We start from the raw sequence: 17,712 nt of genomic DNA, 5'->3' as shown, positions 1-17,712 counted from the left end.
CCGCGTTGCCAGAGCCATGTCACAAGACGCTACGGGGGCGAGGTGCCATCGGTCCAAGACATGGTCCGCCTCGTTTCCATAGGCTGTGGCTATCACGGACGTATGGTGGTCGCATGCAGTTGCAGCAGCTCCAGTACTTCGTGGCGGTCGCCGAGACCCGGCACTTCACCCGGGCCGCCGAGACGGTCCACGTGGCGCAGCCCTCGCTGTCGCAGCAGATCAAGGCGCTGGAGCGGGAGCTGGGCGCCGATCTGTTCCAGCGCGCGCGGGGCAACATCACGCTCACCGACGCCGGGGAGGCCCTGCTCCCGCTGGCCCGGCGCATCCTCGCCGACGCGGACACCGCCCGGCACGAGGTGCTGGAGCTGGCGCAGCTGCGGCGCGGGCGGGTGCGGCTGGGCGCCACGCCGAGCCTGTGCACCGGGCTGCTGCCGGACGTGCTGCGCGCCTTCCACGACCGGTACCCCGGCATCCGGCTCATGATCGAGGAGGGCGGCTCGCACGACCTGGTGCGGGAGCTGGCGCGGGGCGCGCTGGACCTGGCGCTGGTGGTGCTTCCGCTGCCCACCGCGTCGCCGGCGCTGACGACGGTCGAGCTGCTGCGGGAGGACCTGGTGGTGGTGTCGTCCCCGGAGGCGCCCCGGCCGGGCGGCGGGCGGCGCGCCGTCCGCATCGCCGACCTGGAGGGCGAGCGCCTCGTGATGTTCCGGCACGGCTACGACCTGCGGGAACTGACGGTGGCGGCGTGCCGTGCGGAGGGCTTCGAGCCGGACTTCGCCGTGGAGGGCGGCGAGATGGACGCGGTGCTGGGGTTCGTGCGGGCGGGGCTGGGGATGGCGGTGGTGCCCCGGATGGTGGCGGCGCGGTCGGGGCGTGGTCTGCGGGTCACTCCGTTGGCTCGGCCGGGGTTGTACCGCACGATCGCGCTGGCGCACCGCAGTGATGTGGCTCCGCCTCGGGCTGCGCGGGAGTTGCAGCGGATGTTGTTGGAACGGTAGCGGCGCCTTCGGCGCACAGCCCCGGTGACGCCGCTGCAGATCAGCGCCGTCCGGGGGTGCGGGTTCGCCGTGGCTGGTCGCGCCCACGCGGCGGAGCCGCTCATTGAAACAGCCCCGCGCCCCTAGAGGCCTGCTGCATCCACCAGCGTCAAGTCGTGCAGCCGCTCCGGTGGCCCCGGCCGGGCGTAGTACCAGCCCTGGGCCGTGTCGCAGCCGAGTATGCGGAGTTGCTCGGCCTGGGCGCCGGTCTCGACGCCCTCGACGGTGACCTTGAGGTCGAGGCTGTGGGCCAGGGCGACGATGCCCTCGACGATCTTGAGGTCGACGGGGTCGGCCGGGAACCGCTGCATGCTCTGGGTGAAAGAGCGGTCCAGCTTGAGGACGCTCACCGGGAGCCGGCGCAGGTTGGCGAGGTTGGAATAGCCGGTGCCGAAGTCGTCCAGGGCGATGTCCACACCCAGCTCGGCCAGCCGGCGCAGCGGCTTCAGGAGGTCGTCGTCGGCGCCGATGAGGGCCGACTCCGTCACCTCCAGACAGAGCGCGTCCGGGGTGACGCCCGTGCGCTCCAGGATGTCGACGGTGTCCTGGACCAGGCCGGGGTGGGTGAGCTGGCAGGGCGAGAGGTTGACGTTGATGCGCAGCGGGCCGGCGGAGGTCGTCGCGCCGTACCGCTCCCGCCAGGCGCGGGCCTGCCGGACGGACTGCTCCAGCACCCAACGGCCCAGCGGCACGATCAGCCCGGTGTGCTCGGCGAGCGGGATGAAGCGGTCCGGGCCGAGGACGCCGTGCTGCGGGTGCAGCCAGCGCACCAGTGCCTCGGCCCCCTGCACGCTGCCGTCGCCGAGGTGGACCAGCGGCTGGTACTCGATGAAGAACTCGCCGCGCTCCAGGGCCGCGGGCAGCGCGGTCGTCAGACCGTGCCGGGTGATGACCCGGGCGTCGGCCTCCGGGTCGGCCAGCTCGAAGCGGTTGCCGCCCGCCGACTTGGCCCGGTACATGGTGATGTCGGCGCTGCGCAGCACCTCGGCCGGGCTGCGCTCGCCCGCCGGGCCCTCGACGACGCCGATGCTGCCGCGCACGGTCAGTTCGCGGCCGTCGACGCTGATCGGGGCGAGCAGCGCGTTCATGATGCGCCCGGCGAGTTCGTCGACCTCGTGCGGGGTGTCGGGGCCGGTGGTCAGCGCCACGAACTCGTCGCCGCCGAGCCGGGCGACCATCTCGCCGGGCGCGGTGGCGCAGGCCTGCAACCGGTCGGCCACCTCCACGAGGAGGCGGTCGCCGGCCGCGTGACCGAGGCTGTCGTTGACGGTCTTGAAGCCGTCGAGGTCGAGGTAGCACAGGCCGAAGCGCTGTCCGGGGCCCGCGTTCAGGGCCTTCTCCAGGCGTTCGAAGAAGAAGCTGCGGTTGGGCAGGCCGGTCAGCGCGTCGTGCGTGGCCTCGTAGCGCAGCCGGAGGTTGAGCAGCCGGCGCTCGGTGGTGTCCTCCATCAGCGCGAGCTGGTACTGCGGGGTGCCGTCGGCGTCGCGCAGGAGGGAGACCGTGAGGTTGGTCCACAGGACGGTGCCGTCGGGCCGGTAGAAGGCCTTCTCCACGTGGTAGTGCTCGCGCTCGCCGCGCACCAGCTCGTCGTAGAGCCGCCAGGTCTGGGGCGCGTCGTCGGGGTGCGACCACTCGCGGACCCTGCGGCCGCGCATCGTGCGGTCGGTGATGCCGAACATGCGCATCAGCGCCCCGTTGACCTGGAGGACGTTGCCGTCCAGGTCGGCGATGCCGATGCCTATGGCGGCGCCCTCGAAGACCGCGCGGAAGCGGGCCTCGCTGGCGTGCAGGGCCTCGGCGACCACGCCCTGCGCCTTCAGGGCGGCCTGCGCGATGGCCTCCTGCTCGGCCAGGGTCCTGGCGCGCAGGGCCCCGGCGAACCCGGCCGCCATGGCGTGCTGGAGCCGGGCCGAACGGGCCCGCAGGTCCTCGGGGTCGCCGTCCTCGCCGCAGTAGAGCACCAGGTAGGCGTCCACGCAGTCCAGGGTCCGGGTCAGCGCCTCGGGGTCGGTGCAGTGCGCGTCGACGAGCGCGGCGCCGACCGCCCTGGCCTCGTCGGCGTCGAAGCTCCGGGCCCGCAGCACCCCGCACAGCCTGCGGGCCAGCGGCAGCAGTTGCTCCTCGAACTCCGGCCGGGTCGACGACGTCGAGGTCACCGGGAAGACGGCCCGGCTCCAGATCGTCGCGAACCGGCGCAGTCTGTCCTCCGGCCCGCCCGGCTGTGCCGTCACGCCGTACGCCCCACGCCGGCGAACCCGGAGAAGGCGTACGGGTCCTCGTCCTCCGGTGCCCCCTCCGGCCGCCAGCGCGGCATCGGCACCAGTCCGGGTTCCACCATGTCGTACCCCTCGAAGAACCGCGCGATCTCGTCGCGCGAGCGCATGATCAGTGGATTGCGGATGTCCTTGTACACGTCCACCGCGCCCCCGGCCCGCTCGGCGGGCAGCGGGATTCCCTCGTACGAGGCATGCGTGAGGACGAGCATGCTGCCCGGCGCGAGCGCGTCGCTCAACTCGGCCACCGCGCCGTAGGGGTCGTCCGCGTCTTCCACGAAGTGCAGTATGGCAACCAGCAGCAGGGCCACCGGCCGATTCAGGTCGATCAGCCGCTCCACCTGGGGGCCGGCGAGGATCTCCCGCGGCTTGAGGAGGTCGGCGGCGACGACGCCCGCGTCGTCGTTGCCCGCCAGGACCGCCTCGCTGTGCGCGACCGCCACCGGGTCGTGGTCGACGTAGACGACGCGGGAGCCGGGGCGGCTCTTCGCGGCCACCTCGTGGACGTTGCCGAAGGTGGGGATGCCGGAGCCGATGTCCAGGAACTGGTCGATGCCCTCCGCGGCCGCGAAACGCACGGCGCGGCGCATGAACGCCCGGTTCGCCTGCATGATCTTGGAGAGTCCCGGCATGAACTCCATGGCCTTGCGGGCCGCTTCCCGGTCGACCTCGAAGTTGTGCGAACCGCCCAGGTAGAAGTCGTAGATCCGGGACACGCTGGGCACCGAGATGTCGATGCTGCGGGGGGCCCAGGCGGGACGCTCCATCTAGCTCTCCAAGGCATAGGCGATCCGGTGTTCGAGCAGAGGCTACTGATCGCCCGCCAAACGGGCGAGCCCAACCGGAAATTGACCGTCCGTTCCCGGTCACTGCCTGCGGCACGTGCCACGCGACAAGGCACGCGGAAGCACGCGAACGGGGCCGTCCCCTCCGCCTGGGTGCGGAGGGGACGGCCCTCGGGTCACGCGCGCCGGAGGTGGCGGGCGGGAGGCCGCTACTTCTTCGGCGCGCCGACCGGCTTTCCGTCGGGCGAGACGGCGTACCAGGTGCCGCCGACGCCCTGACCGTTGGTGTCGCCGGGCTTCTTGTCACCGGCGAAGGTGTAGATCGGCCAGCAGTCGACCGTCTGCTGCTCGGCTCCGTCGGGCCGGGTGAAGGTCATCAGGTCCTTCTTCACGACGCCCTCGGTGTCGTTCGGTTCCACGGGCGCCACGACGGGCCACTTCTCCAGGCACTCCCCGGTGCACGCCGACACGGGCTTCGGCCAGGCCTCGTCCTTCATGAAGCGGTAGACGGTCATCCCGTTCTCGTCGACGACGATCTCGCCGAGCTTCGGGTCGTCGCGGGTGGACAGTCCGGGCTGGTCGGCCGCCTCGGCCTTCTTGCCGTCGGCGGCGAGCGCGTACCACTTGCCGCCCACACCCTGGCCCTTGACGTCGCCCGCGGCGGTGTCCTTGGCATAGCGGTAGGCCGGCCAGCCGCCGATGGTGAGCTGCTTGGTGCCGTCGGGCCGGGTGACCTCGCCGAGCAGCTTCTCGTCGATGCCCTCGCCGGCCAGCGCGTCGTCGGCGGCCACGGGCGGCCAGGCGGTGGCGCAGTCGTTCTCGCAGGTCGTCTTGGGCGGCTTGGCGGTGTCCGCGTCGAAGCGGTAGAGGGTGCGGCCCGCTCCGTCGGTCACCAGTTCGCCGATCTCGGCGTTCGTGGAGACCGACAGCTTGCCCGCGGGCTCCGGCGCGTTCGCCGACGCCTGCGCGTTCGCGCCGGTGCCGGTGCCGAGTCCCTCGCCGGCTCCGGCGCCGATGTCGCCGACGTCTCCGGGCGCGGCCGTGGCGCCCACGTTCTGGCTGCCGGTGGCGCCGCCGCCGTCCTGGCCGCACGCCGTCGTCAGCGCCAGCACCACCGCAGCGCCCGCCACGAGTGAGGCGCTCCGCCAGGAGGTCTTCATCGTCAATCCCCGATCGTCACGAAGGTTCCGGGGCGGCTGCGCGCCGCCGCACGACACTGGGTACGCACGCGGGTGCCGGTCGTGTTCAATCGGGGCGCGGTTTTCTTCCGGGCCCGGTCAAGCGGGTGACCGTCCCGCGTACCCCTTTCGGGCCAATCGTCCGGTAATCGGGACTGTCCCGGCTCGCGCGGCCTTCATGATCTGCTCGTGCATGGACCCGAACCGACCCGATCCGCCTGTGCCGGACGGGTGTTGGCCCTGGTGACGCTGACGTTCACGCTCGTCGGCGCACCGGTCGGCCCGGCGCGGGCGGACGCCTGCGCGTACGCCTCGACGGGACCGGACGGCATCGACGCCGTGGCGGTCGCCGGGAGCGGCACCTGGCCCGCCTTCCCGGCGTGCCCCGAGCCCTCACCGACGCCTCCGCCCGCCCCGCCGCCGACGCCCGCGCCACCACCGCCGAAGCCCACTCCCCCGCCACCGCCCGAGCCGGAACCCGAACCGGAACCACCGGCGCCGCCCGCCCCGAGACCCGAGCCGCCGCCTCCCCCGCCGCCCCCGCGACCGGCACCGGAGCGGCCCACGCCGACCCCGACCCCTCCCCCACCCACCCCCGTACCGGACCGGCCGGCGCCTCCCGCGCCCTCCCCGTCCGTCACGTCCACGCCCCGGCCGTCGCTGAGTCCGGTGCACTACCCGCGCTACCGCGCCGCCCGTCCGCAGCAGCGGTCCTCGCGCGGGGCCACCTCGCCGCTCGTCTTCGTCCTGCTCATCACGGTGCCCGCGGTGGTCGCCGTCGCCGCGCTCCGTGCGCGCTGACCCTCTGGAGCCTGTCTTGCCGGAATGGCTTGTTCTCACCCTCGCGATGGTGGCCGCCGGTGTCGTGGTGGTCATCATCACCTTCGTGCGGCACCGCAGGGCGTCCGACGACGAGGACATCACCGAGACCCCGGACGTCATCGAGTACATGACGATGTGGATCGGTGTGGTGTACGCCATCGTCCTGGGCCTGGCCATCGCGGGTGTCTGGGAGGCGCGCAGCGCCGCCCAGGACCACGTCCAGGCGGAGGCGGTCGCGCTGCACGAGATCTCGGAACGCGTCCGCGTCTACCCGCCCGACGTCCGTGACCGCATCCGGGAGGATGTCAACGCCTATGTCGGACACGTCGTCACCACCGAGTGGGACGTGATGGCCGACCGGGGCGAGGTGACCGAGCGCGGCACCGAGCTCCTCGACCGCGTCCGCGCGGACGTCACGGACTACGAGCCGAGGACGGACTTCGAGGCCCAGGCGTACCAGCCGCTCGTCGACCAGGTGACCGCCGCGGACCAGGCCCGCATCGCCCGCGCGGAGTCGACCGGCGCGACGATGCCGGGCGTGGTGTGGTTCGGCCTCATCACGGGCGGTGTCGTCACGGTCGGGATGGTCTTCGCCCTGCAGATCCGGCGCACGGCACGCGAACTGATCCTGGCCGGGCTGTTCTCGGCGCTGATCGCCTTCCTGCTCTTCCTCATCTGGGACTTCGACGCACCGTTCAGCCGCGGTGTGGCGGCGTCGACGGACCCGTTCCTGAACCTGTTCCCCGGAGCACGGGACTGAGGTTCCCCGCGCCAGGGGGCGCCCGACACGCCGTCGGCGTCCCCTGAGCGGCCCACACGGCTGCCCCATTCGCACGACTGCGATCGCGGCGGACTCTCCGGGTTCCTAGCGTTTCGGACATCGAGGTGCATTCCTGGCGCGAGCGGAACAGGTCCGCCCGCTGCTCCTCGGGACCCGGAGGATTCACATGCGCGCGATACCCGCCGCCTCGGTCGCACTGCTGGGCGTCGCCGCCCTCTCCGCCTGTGTACCGGCCCACGGTTCGACGTTCGGCTTCACCCTCAGCCCCGCCACCGTCGCGCCCGGCGGGGAGGTGACGCTGGGGGTGGGCCGCGGGGCAGGCGGCTGCAAGGGCCGCGTCACCGTCTCGTCGGCGGTGTTCGACACGGTCACCATCCCGCGGCGCGAGCACTCGGCGACGGCGGAGGTCGACCGGGACGCCAGACGCGGGGCGGTCTACGAGGTGAAGTTCGCCTGCGAGGGCAGGACCGAGACCCTGGACCTGACCATCGCGGGCGGTCACTCCGGCCACCCCACGCACCAGCCCCGCCACCCCGACAAGGGCGTCCACGCCGGCGAGGGGGGCAGCGTCGCCGGGTTCGACGTGACGGAGATCGGGCTCGGCGCCCTGCTCGTCGCGGGCTCGGTCGGCGCCGCTTGGCACCTCTCGCGCCGCCGCTCCGGCGAGGACGCGGCCTGAGCCCGCGCTGACACAGGAGTTCGCCCCGGACCCTTCGCGGTCCGGGGCGAACTCCTGTGTCGGCTCAGTAGCGGCGCTCGGCGCGGCGGCGCATCCAGAACAGGCCGCCACCGGCGAGGGCCGCGGCGACGAGGCCGCCGCCGATCGCGATGTCGGTCGGGGTGGCCCCGCTGGTGCTGCTGCCGCCGATGCCGCCGCGGACACCGCCGATGACGGTGAAGGCGGCCGGACGGGTCAGGCGCCGGCCCGAGCAGTTGACGGTGATGTCGTACGAGCCCGGGCGGGCGTCCTCCTTGATGGTGGCGGTGCCCTTGGACGTCTCGTTGGCGCCCTTGACCGGGGTGAGGTGGGTCGTCCGGAAGGCGTCCGAGGTCATCGTGCCGCCCTGGGGGCAGCCGTCGACCGTGACGGTCATCTGGCCGCCGCGGGCGATCACACTGGGCAGGGCGACGATGTTGCTCGGCTGTTTGTGATCGCCGCCCGCGGTGGCCGTGGGGGCGGCCAGCCCGAGGACAGCGACCGCGGCGCCGGCGGCCGCGAGGGCACGAGTGTTGCGCATGTGATCCTCCGCGAAAGACGCCCCGGGACCCGTCCCCGGTCGATCGGCGAGAAAGCGTCTCCCAGAAAGACCCTCAGTTGCCCTGCCCGGGGCCGCATTTCGGGAATGGTCCGTCCTGGTGAGGGGCGTACCGGGCCGGAACCGCGCCGGCCGATATCGCCGCAGGTCACGGACCGTCAGACAATTCCGTTCGGCCGCATCCCGGATGGCTCACCGGGGGACGGCCCCGCCACCCGTTCGCCACCGCCCCGTCGCCGGTCGCCCGCGCGGCGCTTAGCGTGCCCGTATGCGCGAACGACACGGCGACGGCCGGGTCGAGAGGGGAAGGCCAATGGACGCGTCCGAGTGGGCCGAAGAGGAGGAGCGGCGCAGGAAGCGAGCTCCCTGGGGCGTGATAGCGCTGGTGCTGCTGACCGGGCTCGCGCTCATCCGGAACGGTTCGGGGGAGTTCGAGCAGGGCCCGCCGCAGCCTGCGTCGGCGGCCGCCTCCGACACCCGCGCCGCGGACGAGGCCGCAGCCGCCAAGGGTCTCGCCCCACTGTCGTACTCGGTGCCCGACCGGGTCGGCATCCCCGCCATCCAGGTCGACGCGCCCGTCATGCCGGTCGGCCTCGACGCCGAGGGCTGGGTCGACGCGCCGCCCCCCGAGGACCCGAACCTGGCCGGCTGGTTCACCGGCGCGGTCACCCCGGGCGAGAAGGGCACGGCGGTCGTGGTCGGCCACGTCGACAACCAGCAGGGCCCCGCCGTCTTCTACGGACTCGGTGCCCTCAAGAAGGGGAACACGGTCGAGGTGCACCGCCAGGACGGGAAGACGGCGGTCTTCGAGATCTACGGCATCGAGGTGTTCGCGAAGGACGACTTCCCCGGCGACCGGGTGTACGCGTCCAAGGGAAGCCCCGAACTGCGGGTCATCACCTGCGGCGGGGGCTTCTCCAAGCAGAACGGTTACGAGGGGAACGTCGTCGCATTCGCCCGCATGACCGAGGTCCGCTGAGCGGGCCCCGGTCCGCGGGCGCGGCGGGCGTCAGACGAACCGGCGGCGGGGGACGGTGAGGTGGTAGCCGGAGTCCAGCAGCTCGGGAAGGTACCTGCGCAGGGCCCGGACGCTCTGTGAGCGGTCGCCTCCGGCGTCGTGCGAGAGCACCACGACGCCGGGGGCGGCGCCCTCCTCGACCCGCTCGACGATGGTGCCGGTGCCGGGGGTGGTCCAGTCGAGGGTGTCCACGGTCCAGGCGAGCGGTTCCATGCCCAGCTCCGCGCCGAGCTGGAAGGCGGCGCGGTTCCACGCCCCGTAGGGGGCCCGGAACCAGCGGGGCGGCTCCCCGTAGGCCTGCTCGACGACCTCGCTCGTGCGCTCCATCTCGGAGCGGATGCGGCGCCGGGTCAGCCGGGTCAGCAGCGGGTGCGACCAGGTGTGGTTGCCGACGACGTGCCCCTCGTCGGCCATCCGGGTCAGCAGGTCCCGGTTGTAGTCGGCCATCTCCCCGCAGACGAAGAACGTCGCGCGCACGTCGTACTCGGCCAGCGTGTCCAGGATGTCCGGGGTGTAGCGGGGGTCGGGTCCGTCGTCGAAGGTGAGCATCATGATCCGGCCCCGGCCCGACACCCGCAGGATCGGCTCGCTGCGCACCGGGGGCTGCCGGGGCGCGTCCCCGGGCGCGCCGTATCCGGTCAGGGGCTGGAGGCGGTAGGCGGAGGGCTTGAGCGGGCGGCGTGCCGCGGGGCCCGGGGCGGGCGCGGTCGGCGGGGCCGATCCGCCGCCCGGGCCCACCGCCAGTACGCCGGCGGTGCCGGCCGCTCCGACGGCCGCGGCGCCGGCCAGCAGTGCGCGGCGCCGGGTGAGCAACTGATCCTTCTGCATGACTCATCAGTCGCCCGGCAGCGGTCCGGCGCACCTGAGAAACACCGGGGCGGCGGCACGGAACCACCCGCACGGAGCAGGATCGGGAGCCACTCCGATAGCCTCGCCGCGTGACGGAACAGCACGCCCAGCAGTTCGAGCGGGGCACGGACGGGCCCAAGGTCATCGTCGTCGGGGTGGACGGCTCCGACTCCTCGCTGCGGGCGGCGGCCTACGCCGGCGGCCTGGCCCGGCGGCAGCGCGCGCTGCTCGCCGTGGTGTACGTGCAGCCGGTGCTGGCGGCGGGTGCGGCGCTCGGGGCTCCGGTGGCGGAGACGACCGACGAGATCGCAGAGGACCTGGTGGCCCAGATCCGAGAGGCGACCGAGCGGTCCAAGGGGATATTCGACGTGCGCTGGGAGTTCCACACCTTCCGCGGTGATCCGTACAACGGTCTGGTGAAGGCGGCCGACGAGCTGAAGGCCGACGCCGTCGTCGTCGGCGCGTCCGAGCAGGCCGGGCACCGGATCGTGGGGTCGGTCGCGGTGCGGCTGGTGAAGGCGGGGCGCTGGCCGGTGACCGTGGTGCCGTAGCGCCGGTCTTCGTGGCGTGTGCGTCGTGCTTCCGTCGCGGGCGTGTGTGAGTCATCATGATCCACCGTCAGCCGTTTGCCGTTCACAAAGAGGTGAGGCGCATGGCCGGGTTCCGTATGGGCGAAGGCGTTCTCCGTCGCAAACCCATCGAGCAGATCGAGGACACGGAGGGCGGCGAGGGCGCCGGCCTTCAGCGGACGCTGGGGCTGTGGCAGCTGACCGCGATCGGTGTGGGCGGCATCATCGGGGCGGGGATCTTCACCCTGGCCGGCACGGTGGCCAACGGCACGGCGGGCCCGGCGGTCCTCGTCTCCTTCCTCATCGCGGGCGTCGCGAGCGCGGCGGCGGCCCTGTCGTACGCCGAGTTCGCCGGCATGATCCCGAAGGCGGGCTCCGCCTACACCTACGGGTACGCGGTCCTCGGTGAGCTGGCGGGCTGGTTCATCGGCTGGGACCTGCTGCTGGAGTACACGGCGATCGTGGCGGTGGTCGCGATCGGCATCTCCGGCTACTTCAGCTTCCTGGTCGGGGAGATGGGCGCCGACATCCCGAACTGGATGCTGGGCGCGCCCGGTACCGGCGACGGCCACCGGGTCGACCTGTTCGCCGCGCTGCTGTGCCTGCTCATCGCGTACCTGCTGAACCTGGGCATCAAGAACGCGGCCCGGTTCGAGATGGTCGTGGTGGTCCTGAAGGTGCTGGTGGTGCTGCTGGTGATCGCGGTCGGCGTCTTCCACATCGACACCTCGAACTACAACCCGTTCTTCCCGTACGGGGTCGGCGGGGCGTTCACCGGCGCGGCGACGGTCTTCTTCGCGGTCTTCGGCTACGACGCCATGTCGACGGCCGCCGAGGAGTCCAAGGACGCCCAGCGGCACATGCCGAAGGCGATCATCTACTCGCTGATCATCTCGATGGTGCTGTACGTGGCGGCCTGCTTGGTGCTGACCGGCATGCAGAACTACCCGGACATCGACCCGGAGAGCGGCTTCTCGACGGCCTTCAAGTCGGTGGGCCTGAGCGGTCTGGCCGACGTGATCGCGGTGGGCGCGATCATCGGCATCCTGACCGTGATGTTCACGTTCATGCTGGGCGTGACCCGGGTGTGGTTCTCCATGTCGCGTGACGGACTGCTGCCCAAGTGGTTCGCCAAGACGCATCCGACGCGGCACGTGCCGACCCGGGTGACCTGGATCGTCGGTGTCGCGTCGGCGCTGATCGCCGGGTTCCTGCCGATCGGCGAGGCGGCCGAGCTGACCAACATCGGCATCCTGCTGGCGTTCGTGGTGGTGTGCGCGGCGGTGATCGTGCTGCGCTACCGGCAGCCGGACCTGCCGCGCACCTTCCGGACGCCGTTCATGCCGTTCGTGCCGGCGCTGGGCATCGTCTTCTCGATCTGGCTGATCACGTTCCTGCAGTGGCAGACGTGGGCGCGGTTCGCCGTGTGGTTCGCGCTCGGCCTGGTGATCTACTTCGGGTACTCGTACCGGAAGTCGGAGCTGGCGCGGCGGGGTTAGAGGGTGTCCAGGTAGCCGGAGACGATCTCGTTGAAGGCTTCCGGCCGCTCCATGTTGGGGTAGTGGGCCGTGCCCTCGACGACGACGGAACGGCCGTCCGGGACCGTACGGGCGAGCCGTTCCGCCTCGGCGATCAGGTCGGGCGCGTCCAGGGCGCCGTTGACCGTGAGGACCGGTACGTCGATCTTCGGGACGCGGGACCAGGTGCCGGTCATCGGCACGTGGTGGTTCTCCTCGTCCGGGGTGTGCTTGGCGAGGGTGCCGAGGGCCATCTCCCGCAGCCGTGCCAGGACGGCTGGGTCGACGTCGTCGAGGGTGCGGTGCTCGCCGGGCACGAAGCGCAGGAACGCGGCGAGCCAGCCCTCGACGTCGCCCGCACCGAGGGCGCGGGCCTGGTCGGCCTGCACCTGCCGCACCCAGGGGTCGGTGTACTCGAACTCACTGGTGGCCGCGCCCGAGACCACCACCGCGCGGACCAGCTCCGGGTACTCCAGCACCGTGTCGGTGGCGATGGCCCCGCCCATGGAGACACCGACGAGCACCGCGGGCCCGGCGTCGAGGTGGCGCAGCAGGGCGGCGAGGTCGTCGGCCCAGCGGAACGGCCGGGTGGCGTTGGCCGAGGCGCCGTGACCGCGGACGTCCGGCGCGATCACCCGGTGTCCGGCGGCCAGGGCCGGGATCTGGGCGTCGAAGACCCGGTGGTCGACGAACCCGGAGTGCAGCAGGACGACCGGGTCCCCGGTCCCGGTGTCGCGGTAGGCGAGGTCACCGTCCGAGGAGGCGAAGAAACGCATGTCCGAAGCAGCCTTCATGACAACCAAGGTGTCATCTTGCCGCCCATTTTGGCAACCCGGGTGTCATCATGGCGGAGTGAAGGACACCGACACACCTCTCCCGCCGGGCGCGCTGGCCAGGCGGCTCACCGAGGTCTACGACCTGGTCGGCCCCCTCTACCGGCGTGCGCAGCGCAGCGTCGAGCAGGGCCTGGCCGCCCACGGCCTGTCCGTCGGCGTTCGCGCCGTGCTGACGCTGCTGCACCGCAACGGGCCGATGACCGTGCCGCAGATGGGCCGGGCCCAGGCGATCAGCCGGCAGTTCGTGCAGCGCATGGTCAACGAAGCGGCCGCGCAGGACCTGGTCGAGAGCATCCCGAACCCGGCGCACCGGCGGTCGTCGCTGATCCGGCTGACCGGGCCGGGCCAGGACGCCGTCACCGCCGTACTGGACCGGGAGCACCGGCTGCTGCGCGACGTCGGCGGCGGCCTCACCGACACCGACGTCGCCACCTGCCTGCGGGTGCTCGGGGCGATGCTGACGGCCCTGGACCATGTGGACGACGCCTGACCTCCGCGCTACTTCCCCATCACCAGCCCGTCCTCGGCCGCGCCGCGGCTGAGCACGACGTCGCGGATGCGGTCGCGTACGGCCTTCACCTCGGCGCCCTTCTCCAGTGCGCGGTTGAGGTTCACCACCCGGCCGGCGTCGACGTCGAACAGCTGCGGGACGAACTCGGCCTTCGTCACCCGCCAGCGCTCGCCGGGCCGGTCGGGCGGGGCGAAGGTGAAGCGGCCGATGGACGACTGGTTGCCGCGCGGGTCGCGTTCGCTGTCGCCGTTGATCATCTCGCCCGCGATCTGGTCGCCCATCCCGTAGACCACCCAGGTACCGTTGACCTTCTCGTACGCCTGGGGCACATGGGCGTGGGTGCCGAGGATCAGGTCGATGGCGGGGCGGTCGCCGGCGCGGGCGGCGGTCAGGCTCCGGGCCAGCGTCAACTGGTCCTGGTCGGGCTCGTCCTGCCATTCGGTCCCCCAGTGCAGGGACACGACGACGACGTCCGCGCCGTCCTCCCGGGCGGCCCGGGAGTCCGCGACGATCTGCCCCTCGTCGATCAGGTCCACCGCCCAGGGCTGCCCGTCGGGCAGCGGGTGGCCGTTGGTGTGGAGGGTGTAGGCGAGGTGGGCGACCTCGGCCCGGCCCGCGCGCAGGACGGTCGTGGTGCGCGCCTCGGCCTCGGAGCGCGCGGTTCCGGCGTGCCGCACGCCGGCGCGGTCCAGGGCGTCCAGGGTGCGGCGGATGCCGTCGGCGCCGTCGTCGACGCTGTGGTTGGAGGCGGTGGAGCAACCGTCGTAGCCGGTGGCGGCCAGCGCCTTGGCCACTTCCGGCGGGGACTTGAACAGGGGATAGCCGCTGTAGTCGCCGTTCGCGCCGTACACGGTCTCCATGTGGCACAGGGCGAGGTCGGCGCCGGAGACCACGGGCCGGGCGCCCGCCAGCATGGGGCGGAAGTCGTAGCCCGTGCCGCCCGCGTCGAAGCGGGCCCGGTCGATGATCGAGTCGTGCGGCAGCACGTCGCCGGAGGCGACCAGGGTGAAGGCGCCGTTGTCGGCGGCGGACGGGGCCGGGGCCGGCGGTTTCGGCTTCGGCGGTTCGTGGTCGCGGGCCTGGCAGGCCGCGCCCACGGTGAGGAGGGCGGTCAGGGCCAGGGCCACCTGCCGACTGCGTGTGATCATCCGTTCACTCCGCTGAGGTCGCACACACCGAGGAAAAGTCACATTTACGTACAAACAGGTAATGGCTCTCCTGTGGTCCCGGGCGGCTCCGACACGCTCATTAGCCCGTCCGGCGTGCGCGAACGGGGTGCGCCGACCGTTCGTCGAACCGTTCGTCGACGCGATCGACCGTCCGTCGCACACCCGTGCGCGCGCCCTGTCCCCCGACGGCCCCCTGCGGTGCCATACGGCCATGACGGCCGGAATCACCCTGATGGACAGGACCAGCGAGACGACCGCCGAGCACGAGCTCGCCGCACTGCAGCGCGAGCACGGCCGGCCGCTCTTCGCGCTGCTGCTGCGGCTCAGCGACGGGGACCGGCAACGCGCCGAGGACCTCGTGCAGGAGACCCTGGTGCGCGCCTGGCAGCACCCCGAGGCACTGCGCGCCGACGACTTCGACTCCGTACGGCCCTGGCTGCTCACCGTGGGCAGGCGCCTGGCGATCGACGCGCGCCGGGCCCGGCAGGCGCGCCCCGCCGAGGTCGGCGACGCCGTGCTGGAGAACGCGCGGGTCTGCGCCGATCACGCCGAACGGGCCGCCGCCGCCCTGGACGTGCGCGAGGCTGTGAAGACTCTCACCCCCGAGCACCGTGAAGTCCTGGTGCTGGTGTACTTCCAGGGGGCGAGTGTGGCGGAAGCCGCGGCAGCCCTCGGCATCCCACCCGGTACCGTGAAGTCCCGCGCGTACTACGCGCTGCGCGCCCTGCGCAGGGTGCTACCGGGATACGCCGCCGACCTGCGGTGAAACCGACCGTATGGTCAAACCTCCGTAAAGCGCCTTGCCCAGGACCCCGGTTGAGTAATCGGCTGTCCTCATCCGTGTTCCGGACGGGGGCCCATGACCCGGGTCGGGCGACGCGCACGCACCGGAGGAAGGCAGGAAGGGATGCTGCACAGAGGTCAAGAGAGCACGGACGGCACCGGTGGGGGCGAACTGAGCGTCCCCATGGCGTGGTTGTACGCCGAGTACATCGCCGACGAGCTGCTGCGGACCGGCGACCTGATGCCGCCGACGTCCTTCGAGTTCCGCGCCGGACGCGACGCGCTGGCGCTGACCGTCTTCCTGTCCGACACCGAGGACGAGCTGAGCGGCATCCGGGTCATCACCCGGCTGGAGACCTGGCTGTCGCTGACCGCCTACGACCAGCCGTGGCAGGAGTGGGTGCGCGTGCGCCTCGCCGAGGTCACGGCCGACGCCGTCGCCGCCGGCCGGCACTCGCCGGACCTGGACATGGCCCGGGCGGCCTGGCGGTGGCTCGAGGAGACCGAACTGCTCGCCCCGGACCTGAACGCGGTGCCCGGCGGGGCGCCGGTGACCGGCGAGGACGAGGGACCGAAGGTGTGGACGCCGGCCTGGCAGCTGGGTCTGCCGCTCGGCCACCTCGCCATCCACCTCTTCTGATTTCTTCGGGCACGGACCAATCCGCCGACTCCGCCGCTCCGAACCCCTTGGTTGCGATTCTGTACGTGGCTTGAGTGATTCGGCTGTCCGGTGCGTACGGGTGGGAGCACGGAGTAACCCCACCCGCACCCAACGGCACGAGGATTCGGCATGAGGTCCCTGGAAAGGCATCGTGACGTCGGCGCCTACGCGCTCGGCGTGCTGGACGAGGCGGACGCGTTCCGCTTCGAGGACCACCTCATGGAATGCCCGCGGTGCGCGACGCAGGTGACCGAATTCGCTCCCGCCACACGCCAGTTGATGCTGTACCGGCAGGCGACGCCCCGTCCCGTCCACCCCGTGACCAGGCCCGGTCCGCGCCTGCTGGACCGGCTGCTGACCGAGGTCGCCGCGCTCCGCCGGTCGGGCCGCAGGCGGGTGCTGTACGCCGTGGCCGCCGCGGTCGTGTGCGCCGTGGCCGGTCCCGGCGCCGTCCTCTACGCGGGCCCGGCGGACGCGCCCGCGGTACGGCTCACCGCGACCGACGAACGGTCCGGAGTGTGGGCGCAGGTCTCGGCCGAGGACCGGGCCTGGGGCACCGGAGTGGAACTCACGGTCAAGGACGCGGCGGGCCCGCGGCCCTGCCGGCTGGTCGCCGTCGGCCGCGACGGCACCGAGCAGACGGTCACCAGCTGGATGGTCCCCGGGCACGACGCCCGGCCGAACACCATGCGCGGCGGGGCCGCCCTGCACCCCGACCAGATCGCCCGCTACGAGGTGCGGACCGCGGACGGGGAGCGTCTGGTGACGCTGCCCGCCGGGTGACGTCGCGCCGGGTGACGGTCACTTCAGCAGCCGGGACATCCTCCGGTCGGCCAGTGGCTTGCCGCCGGTCTGGCAGGTCGGGCAGTACTGGAGCGAGGAGTCGCTGAAGGACACCTCGCGGACGGTGTCGCCGCACACCGGGCAGGGTTCGCCGGTGCGGCCGTGGACACGCAGCCCGCTCTTCTTCTCGGACTTCAGCCGGCCCGCCGCGACGCCCCGGGAGCGCTCGACGGCCCCGGTGAGCGTGGTGCGCAGGGCCGCGTACAGCCGTGCGGTCTCCTCGTCGGTGAGCGAGGCGGCCAGTTTGAACGGGGACATCCTCGCCGCGTGCAGGATCTCGTCGCTGTACGCGTTGCCCACGCCCGCGATCAGGCTCTGGTCGCGCAGGGCGCCCTTGACCTGCCGCCGCTCGCCCCGGAGGAGGGCGGCGAAGCGCGCCTCGTCGAATCCGTCGGCGAGCGGGTCGGGACCGAGCCGGGCCACGCCCGGTACTTCCCGCGGGTCGGCCACGACATACACGGCGAGCCGCTTCTGCGTGCCCGCCTCCGTCAGGTCGAAGCCGGCGCCCGTCTCCAGGGCGACGCGCAGCGCAAGGGGGCCCTTGCCGGGCCGGAGCAGACCGCTGGGCAGGCTGTCCTTCCAGTGCAGCCATCCCGCGCGGGCCAGGTGGGTCACCAGATGCGGGCCGTCGGCGGTCTCGACGTCGAGGAACTTGCCGTGGCGGTGCACGGCGGCCACCTGGTGGCCCTCCAGGGCGGTGAGCGGCGGGTCGTACGTCTTCAGGACGCTGATCGCCACCGGCAGTACCCGGACGATCTCGCGGCCGGTCAGGTGTTCGGTCAGGAAGTCCCTGAGCGCCTCGACCTCGGGCAGTTCTGGCATAC

At 72.4% G+C, this 17,712-nt stretch carries 19 protein-coding genes; 11 read left to right on the top strand and 8 right to left on the bottom strand.

The annotated features are described in order from the left end of the window. Positions 1–113 precede the first annotated feature (113 nt). Entirely contained in the window at positions 114–998 is an 885-nt protein-coding gene (locus KUM03_RS15445; protein WP_217248913.1) for a LysR family transcriptional regulator, read from the top strand. A gap of 122 nt (positions 999–1,120) precedes the next feature. On the opposite strand, the gene rmdA is transcribed toward KUM03_RS15445, so the two are convergent. The 3 genes from rmdA to KUM03_RS15430 form a co-directional block, all read right to left on the bottom strand. Then, positions 1,121–3,268, bottom strand: coding sequence for a cyclic Di-GMP phosphodiesterase RmdA (gene rmdA / locus KUM03_RS15440; RefSeq protein WP_217248911.1), 2,148 nt, complete (start codon positions 3,266–3,268; stop codon positions 1,121–1,123). Further along, complete coding sequence (locus tag KUM03_RS15435) at positions 3,265–4,077, bottom strand: SAM-dependent methyltransferase (protein WP_217248909.1); 813 nt, start codon at positions 4,075–4,077, stop codon at positions 3,265–3,267. Before KUM03_RS15435 ends, rmdA begins: the two co-directional genes overlap by 4 nt. A 227-nt stretch (positions 4,078–4,304) precedes the next feature. Further along, entirely contained in the window at positions 4,305–5,255 is a 951-nt protein-coding gene (locus tag KUM03_RS15430; protein ID WP_217249102.1) for an SCO0930 family lipoprotein, read from the bottom strand. Between the two features lie 261 nt (positions 5,256–5,516). Between KUM03_RS15430 and KUM03_RS15425 the strand changes: the two genes are divergently transcribed. From KUM03_RS15425 to KUM03_RS15415, 3 genes are all read left to right on the top strand, one after another. After that, complete coding sequence (locus tag KUM03_RS15425) at positions 5,517–6,074, top strand: hypothetical protein (RefSeq protein WP_308406325.1); 558 nt, start codon at positions 5,517–5,519, stop codon at positions 6,072–6,074. A 16-nt stretch (positions 6,075–6,090) separates the two neighbouring features. Next, the gene (locus KUM03_RS15420) at positions 6,091–6,855 is read left to right on the top strand and encodes a DUF4239 domain-containing protein (protein WP_217248905.1); all 765 of its coding nucleotides are present in this window, start codon (positions 6,091–6,093) and stop codon (positions 6,853–6,855) included. 187 nt (positions 6,856–7,042) lie between these two features. Next, positions 7,043–7,555 (top strand): hypothetical protein, encoded by a 513-nt coding sequence (locus KUM03_RS15415; RefSeq protein ID WP_217248903.1) that lies wholly within the window; start codon positions 7,043–7,045, stop codon positions 7,553–7,555. 64 nt (positions 7,556–7,619) lie between these two features. Here KUM03_RS15415 and KUM03_RS15410 read toward each other — a convergent pair whose 3' ends face one another. Further along, entirely contained in the window at positions 7,620–8,114 is a 495-nt protein-coding gene (locus tag KUM03_RS15410; protein WP_217248901.1) for a hypothetical protein, read from the bottom strand. Between the two features lie 331 nt (positions 8,115–8,445). On the opposite strand from KUM03_RS15410, the gene KUM03_RS15405 reads away from it, so the two are divergent. Next, entirely contained in the window at positions 8,446–9,111 is a 666-nt protein-coding gene (locus KUM03_RS15405) for a class F sortase (protein WP_217248897.1), read from the top strand. A gap of 30 nt (positions 9,112–9,141) precedes the next feature. Here the strand turns inward: KUM03_RS15405 and KUM03_RS15400 are convergent, their stop codons facing one another. After that, the gene (locus KUM03_RS15400) at positions 9,142–9,978 is read right to left on the bottom strand and encodes a polysaccharide deacetylase family protein (RefSeq protein WP_217248896.1); all 837 of its coding nucleotides are present in this window, start codon (positions 9,976–9,978) and stop codon (positions 9,142–9,144) included. Between the two features lie 110 nt (positions 9,979–10,088). Between KUM03_RS15400 and KUM03_RS15395 the strand changes: the two genes are divergently transcribed. Next, positions 10,089–10,550: a universal stress protein gene (locus KUM03_RS15395; RefSeq protein WP_217248894.1), complete on the top strand. Its 462-nt coding sequence runs from the start codon at positions 10,089–10,091 to the stop codon at positions 10,548–10,550. A 101-nt stretch (positions 10,551–10,651) separates the two neighbouring features. Then, a complete protein-coding gene (locus KUM03_RS15390; RefSeq protein ID WP_217248892.1) occupies positions 10,652–12,067 on the top strand; it encodes an amino acid permease in 1,416 nt (471 codons plus the stop codon). On the opposite strand, the gene KUM03_RS15385 is transcribed toward KUM03_RS15390, so the two are convergent. Further along, positions 12,064–12,879 (bottom strand): alpha/beta fold hydrolase, encoded by an 816-nt coding sequence (locus tag KUM03_RS15385; RefSeq protein WP_217248890.1) that lies wholly within the window; start codon positions 12,877–12,879, stop codon positions 12,064–12,066. The genes KUM03_RS15390 and KUM03_RS15385 overlap by 4 nt on opposite strands. A 58-nt stretch (positions 12,880–12,937) precedes the next feature. Between KUM03_RS15385 and KUM03_RS15380 the strand changes: the two genes are divergently transcribed. Continuing rightward, positions 12,938–13,411 (top strand): MarR family winged helix-turn-helix transcriptional regulator, encoded by a 474-nt coding sequence (locus KUM03_RS15380; RefSeq protein ID WP_217248888.1) that lies wholly within the window; start codon positions 12,938–12,940, stop codon positions 13,409–13,411. Positions 13,412–13,419: 8 nt separating this feature from the next. Here KUM03_RS15380 and KUM03_RS15375 read toward each other — a convergent pair whose 3' ends face one another. Further along, on the bottom strand, positions 13,420–14,580 hold the full coding sequence (locus tag KUM03_RS15375; RefSeq protein ID WP_217248886.1) for a CapA family protein: 1,161 nt from the start codon (positions 14,578–14,580) through the stop codon (positions 13,420–13,422). A gap of 232 nt (positions 14,581–14,812) precedes the next feature. On the opposite strand from KUM03_RS15375, the gene KUM03_RS15370 reads away from it, so the two are divergent. The 3 genes from KUM03_RS15370 to KUM03_RS15360 all read left to right on the top strand — a co-directional run bounded on the left by KUM03_RS15370 (position 14,813) and on the right by KUM03_RS15360 (position 16,828). Then, a complete protein-coding gene (locus KUM03_RS15370; RefSeq protein ID WP_217248885.1) occupies positions 14,813–15,367 on the top strand; it encodes a sigma-70 family RNA polymerase sigma factor in 555 nt (184 codons plus the stop codon). 141 nt (positions 15,368–15,508) lie between these two features. Next, positions 15,509–16,024, top strand: a complete 516-nt coding sequence (locus KUM03_RS15365; protein WP_217248884.1) for a hypothetical protein — start codon at positions 15,509–15,511, stop codon at positions 16,022–16,024. 150 nt (positions 16,025–16,174) lie between these two features. Beyond that, positions 16,175–16,828 (top strand): anti-sigma factor, encoded by a 654-nt coding sequence (locus tag KUM03_RS15360; protein WP_217248883.1) that lies wholly within the window; start codon positions 16,175–16,177, stop codon positions 16,826–16,828. 18 nt (positions 16,829–16,846) lie between these two features. On the opposite strand, the gene KUM03_RS15355 is transcribed toward KUM03_RS15360, so the two are convergent. Beyond that, positions 16,847–17,710, bottom strand: coding sequence for an Fpg/Nei family DNA glycosylase (locus KUM03_RS15355; protein ID WP_217248882.1), 864 nt, complete (start codon positions 17,708–17,710; stop codon positions 16,847–16,849). Positions 17,711–17,712: the final 2 nt, after the last annotated feature.

The organism is Streptomyces sp. AC602_WCS936 (assembly GCF_019049125.1).
Taxonomy (GTDB): domain Bacteria; phylum Actinomycetota; class Actinomycetes; order Streptomycetales; family Streptomycetaceae; genus Streptomyces.
Note: the sequence above shows the minus strand (reverse complement) of the source record. Positions and strands in the feature narration are given on the sequence as shown.

What these genes read in the sequence shown, in the direction of transcription:
- KUM03_RS15445 (WP_217248913.1), top strand. Translation starts at nt 114, where the DNA reads ATGCAGTTGCAGCAGCTCCAGTACTTCGTGGCGGTCGCCGAGACCCGG.
- KUM03_RS15435 (WP_217248909.1), bottom strand. Translation starts at nt 4,077, where the DNA reads ATGGAGCGTCCCGCCTGGGCCCCCCGCAGCATCGACATCTCGGTGCCC.
- KUM03_RS15430 (WP_217249102.1), bottom strand. Translation starts at nt 5,255, where the DNA reads ATGAAGACCTCCTGGCGGAGCGCCTCACTCGTGGCGGGCGCTGCGGTG.
- KUM03_RS15415 (WP_217248903.1), top strand. Translation starts at nt 7,043, where the DNA reads ATGCGCGCGATACCCGCCGCCTCGGTCGCACTGCTGGGCGTCGCCGCC.
- KUM03_RS15410 (WP_217248901.1), bottom strand. Translation starts at nt 8,114, where the DNA reads ATGCGCAACACTCGTGCCCTCGCGGCCGCCGGCGCCGCGGTCGCTGTC.
- KUM03_RS15405 (WP_217248897.1), top strand. Translation starts at nt 8,446, where the DNA reads ATGGACGCGTCCGAGTGGGCCGAAGAGGAGGAGCGGCGCAGGAAGCGA.
- KUM03_RS15400 (WP_217248896.1), bottom strand. Translation starts at nt 9,978, where the DNA reads ATGCAGAAGGATCAGTTGCTCACCCGGCGCCGCGCACTGCTGGCCGGC.
- KUM03_RS15390 (WP_217248892.1), top strand. Translation starts at nt 10,652, where the DNA reads ATGGCCGGGTTCCGTATGGGCGAAGGCGTTCTCCGTCGCAAACCCATC.
- KUM03_RS15385 (WP_217248890.1), bottom strand. Translation starts at nt 12,879, where the DNA reads ATGAAGGCTGCTTCGGACATGCGTTTCTTCGCCTCCTCGGACGGTGAC.
- KUM03_RS15375 (WP_217248886.1), bottom strand. Translation starts at nt 14,580, where the DNA reads ATGATCACACGCAGTCGGCAGGTGGCCCTGGCCCTGACCGCCCTCCTC.
- KUM03_RS15370 (WP_217248885.1), top strand. Translation starts at nt 14,813, where the DNA reads ATGACGGCCGGAATCACCCTGATGGACAGGACCAGCGAGACGACCGCC.
- KUM03_RS15365 (WP_217248884.1), top strand. Translation starts at nt 15,509, where the DNA reads ATGCTGCACAGAGGTCAAGAGAGCACGGACGGCACCGGTGGGGGCGAA.
- KUM03_RS15360 (WP_217248883.1), top strand. Translation starts at nt 16,175, where the DNA reads ATGAGGTCCCTGGAAAGGCATCGTGACGTCGGCGCCTACGCGCTCGGC.
- KUM03_RS15355 (WP_217248882.1), bottom strand. Translation starts at nt 17,710, where the DNA reads ATGCCAGAACTGCCCGAGGTCGAGGCGCTCAGGGACTTCCTGACCGAA.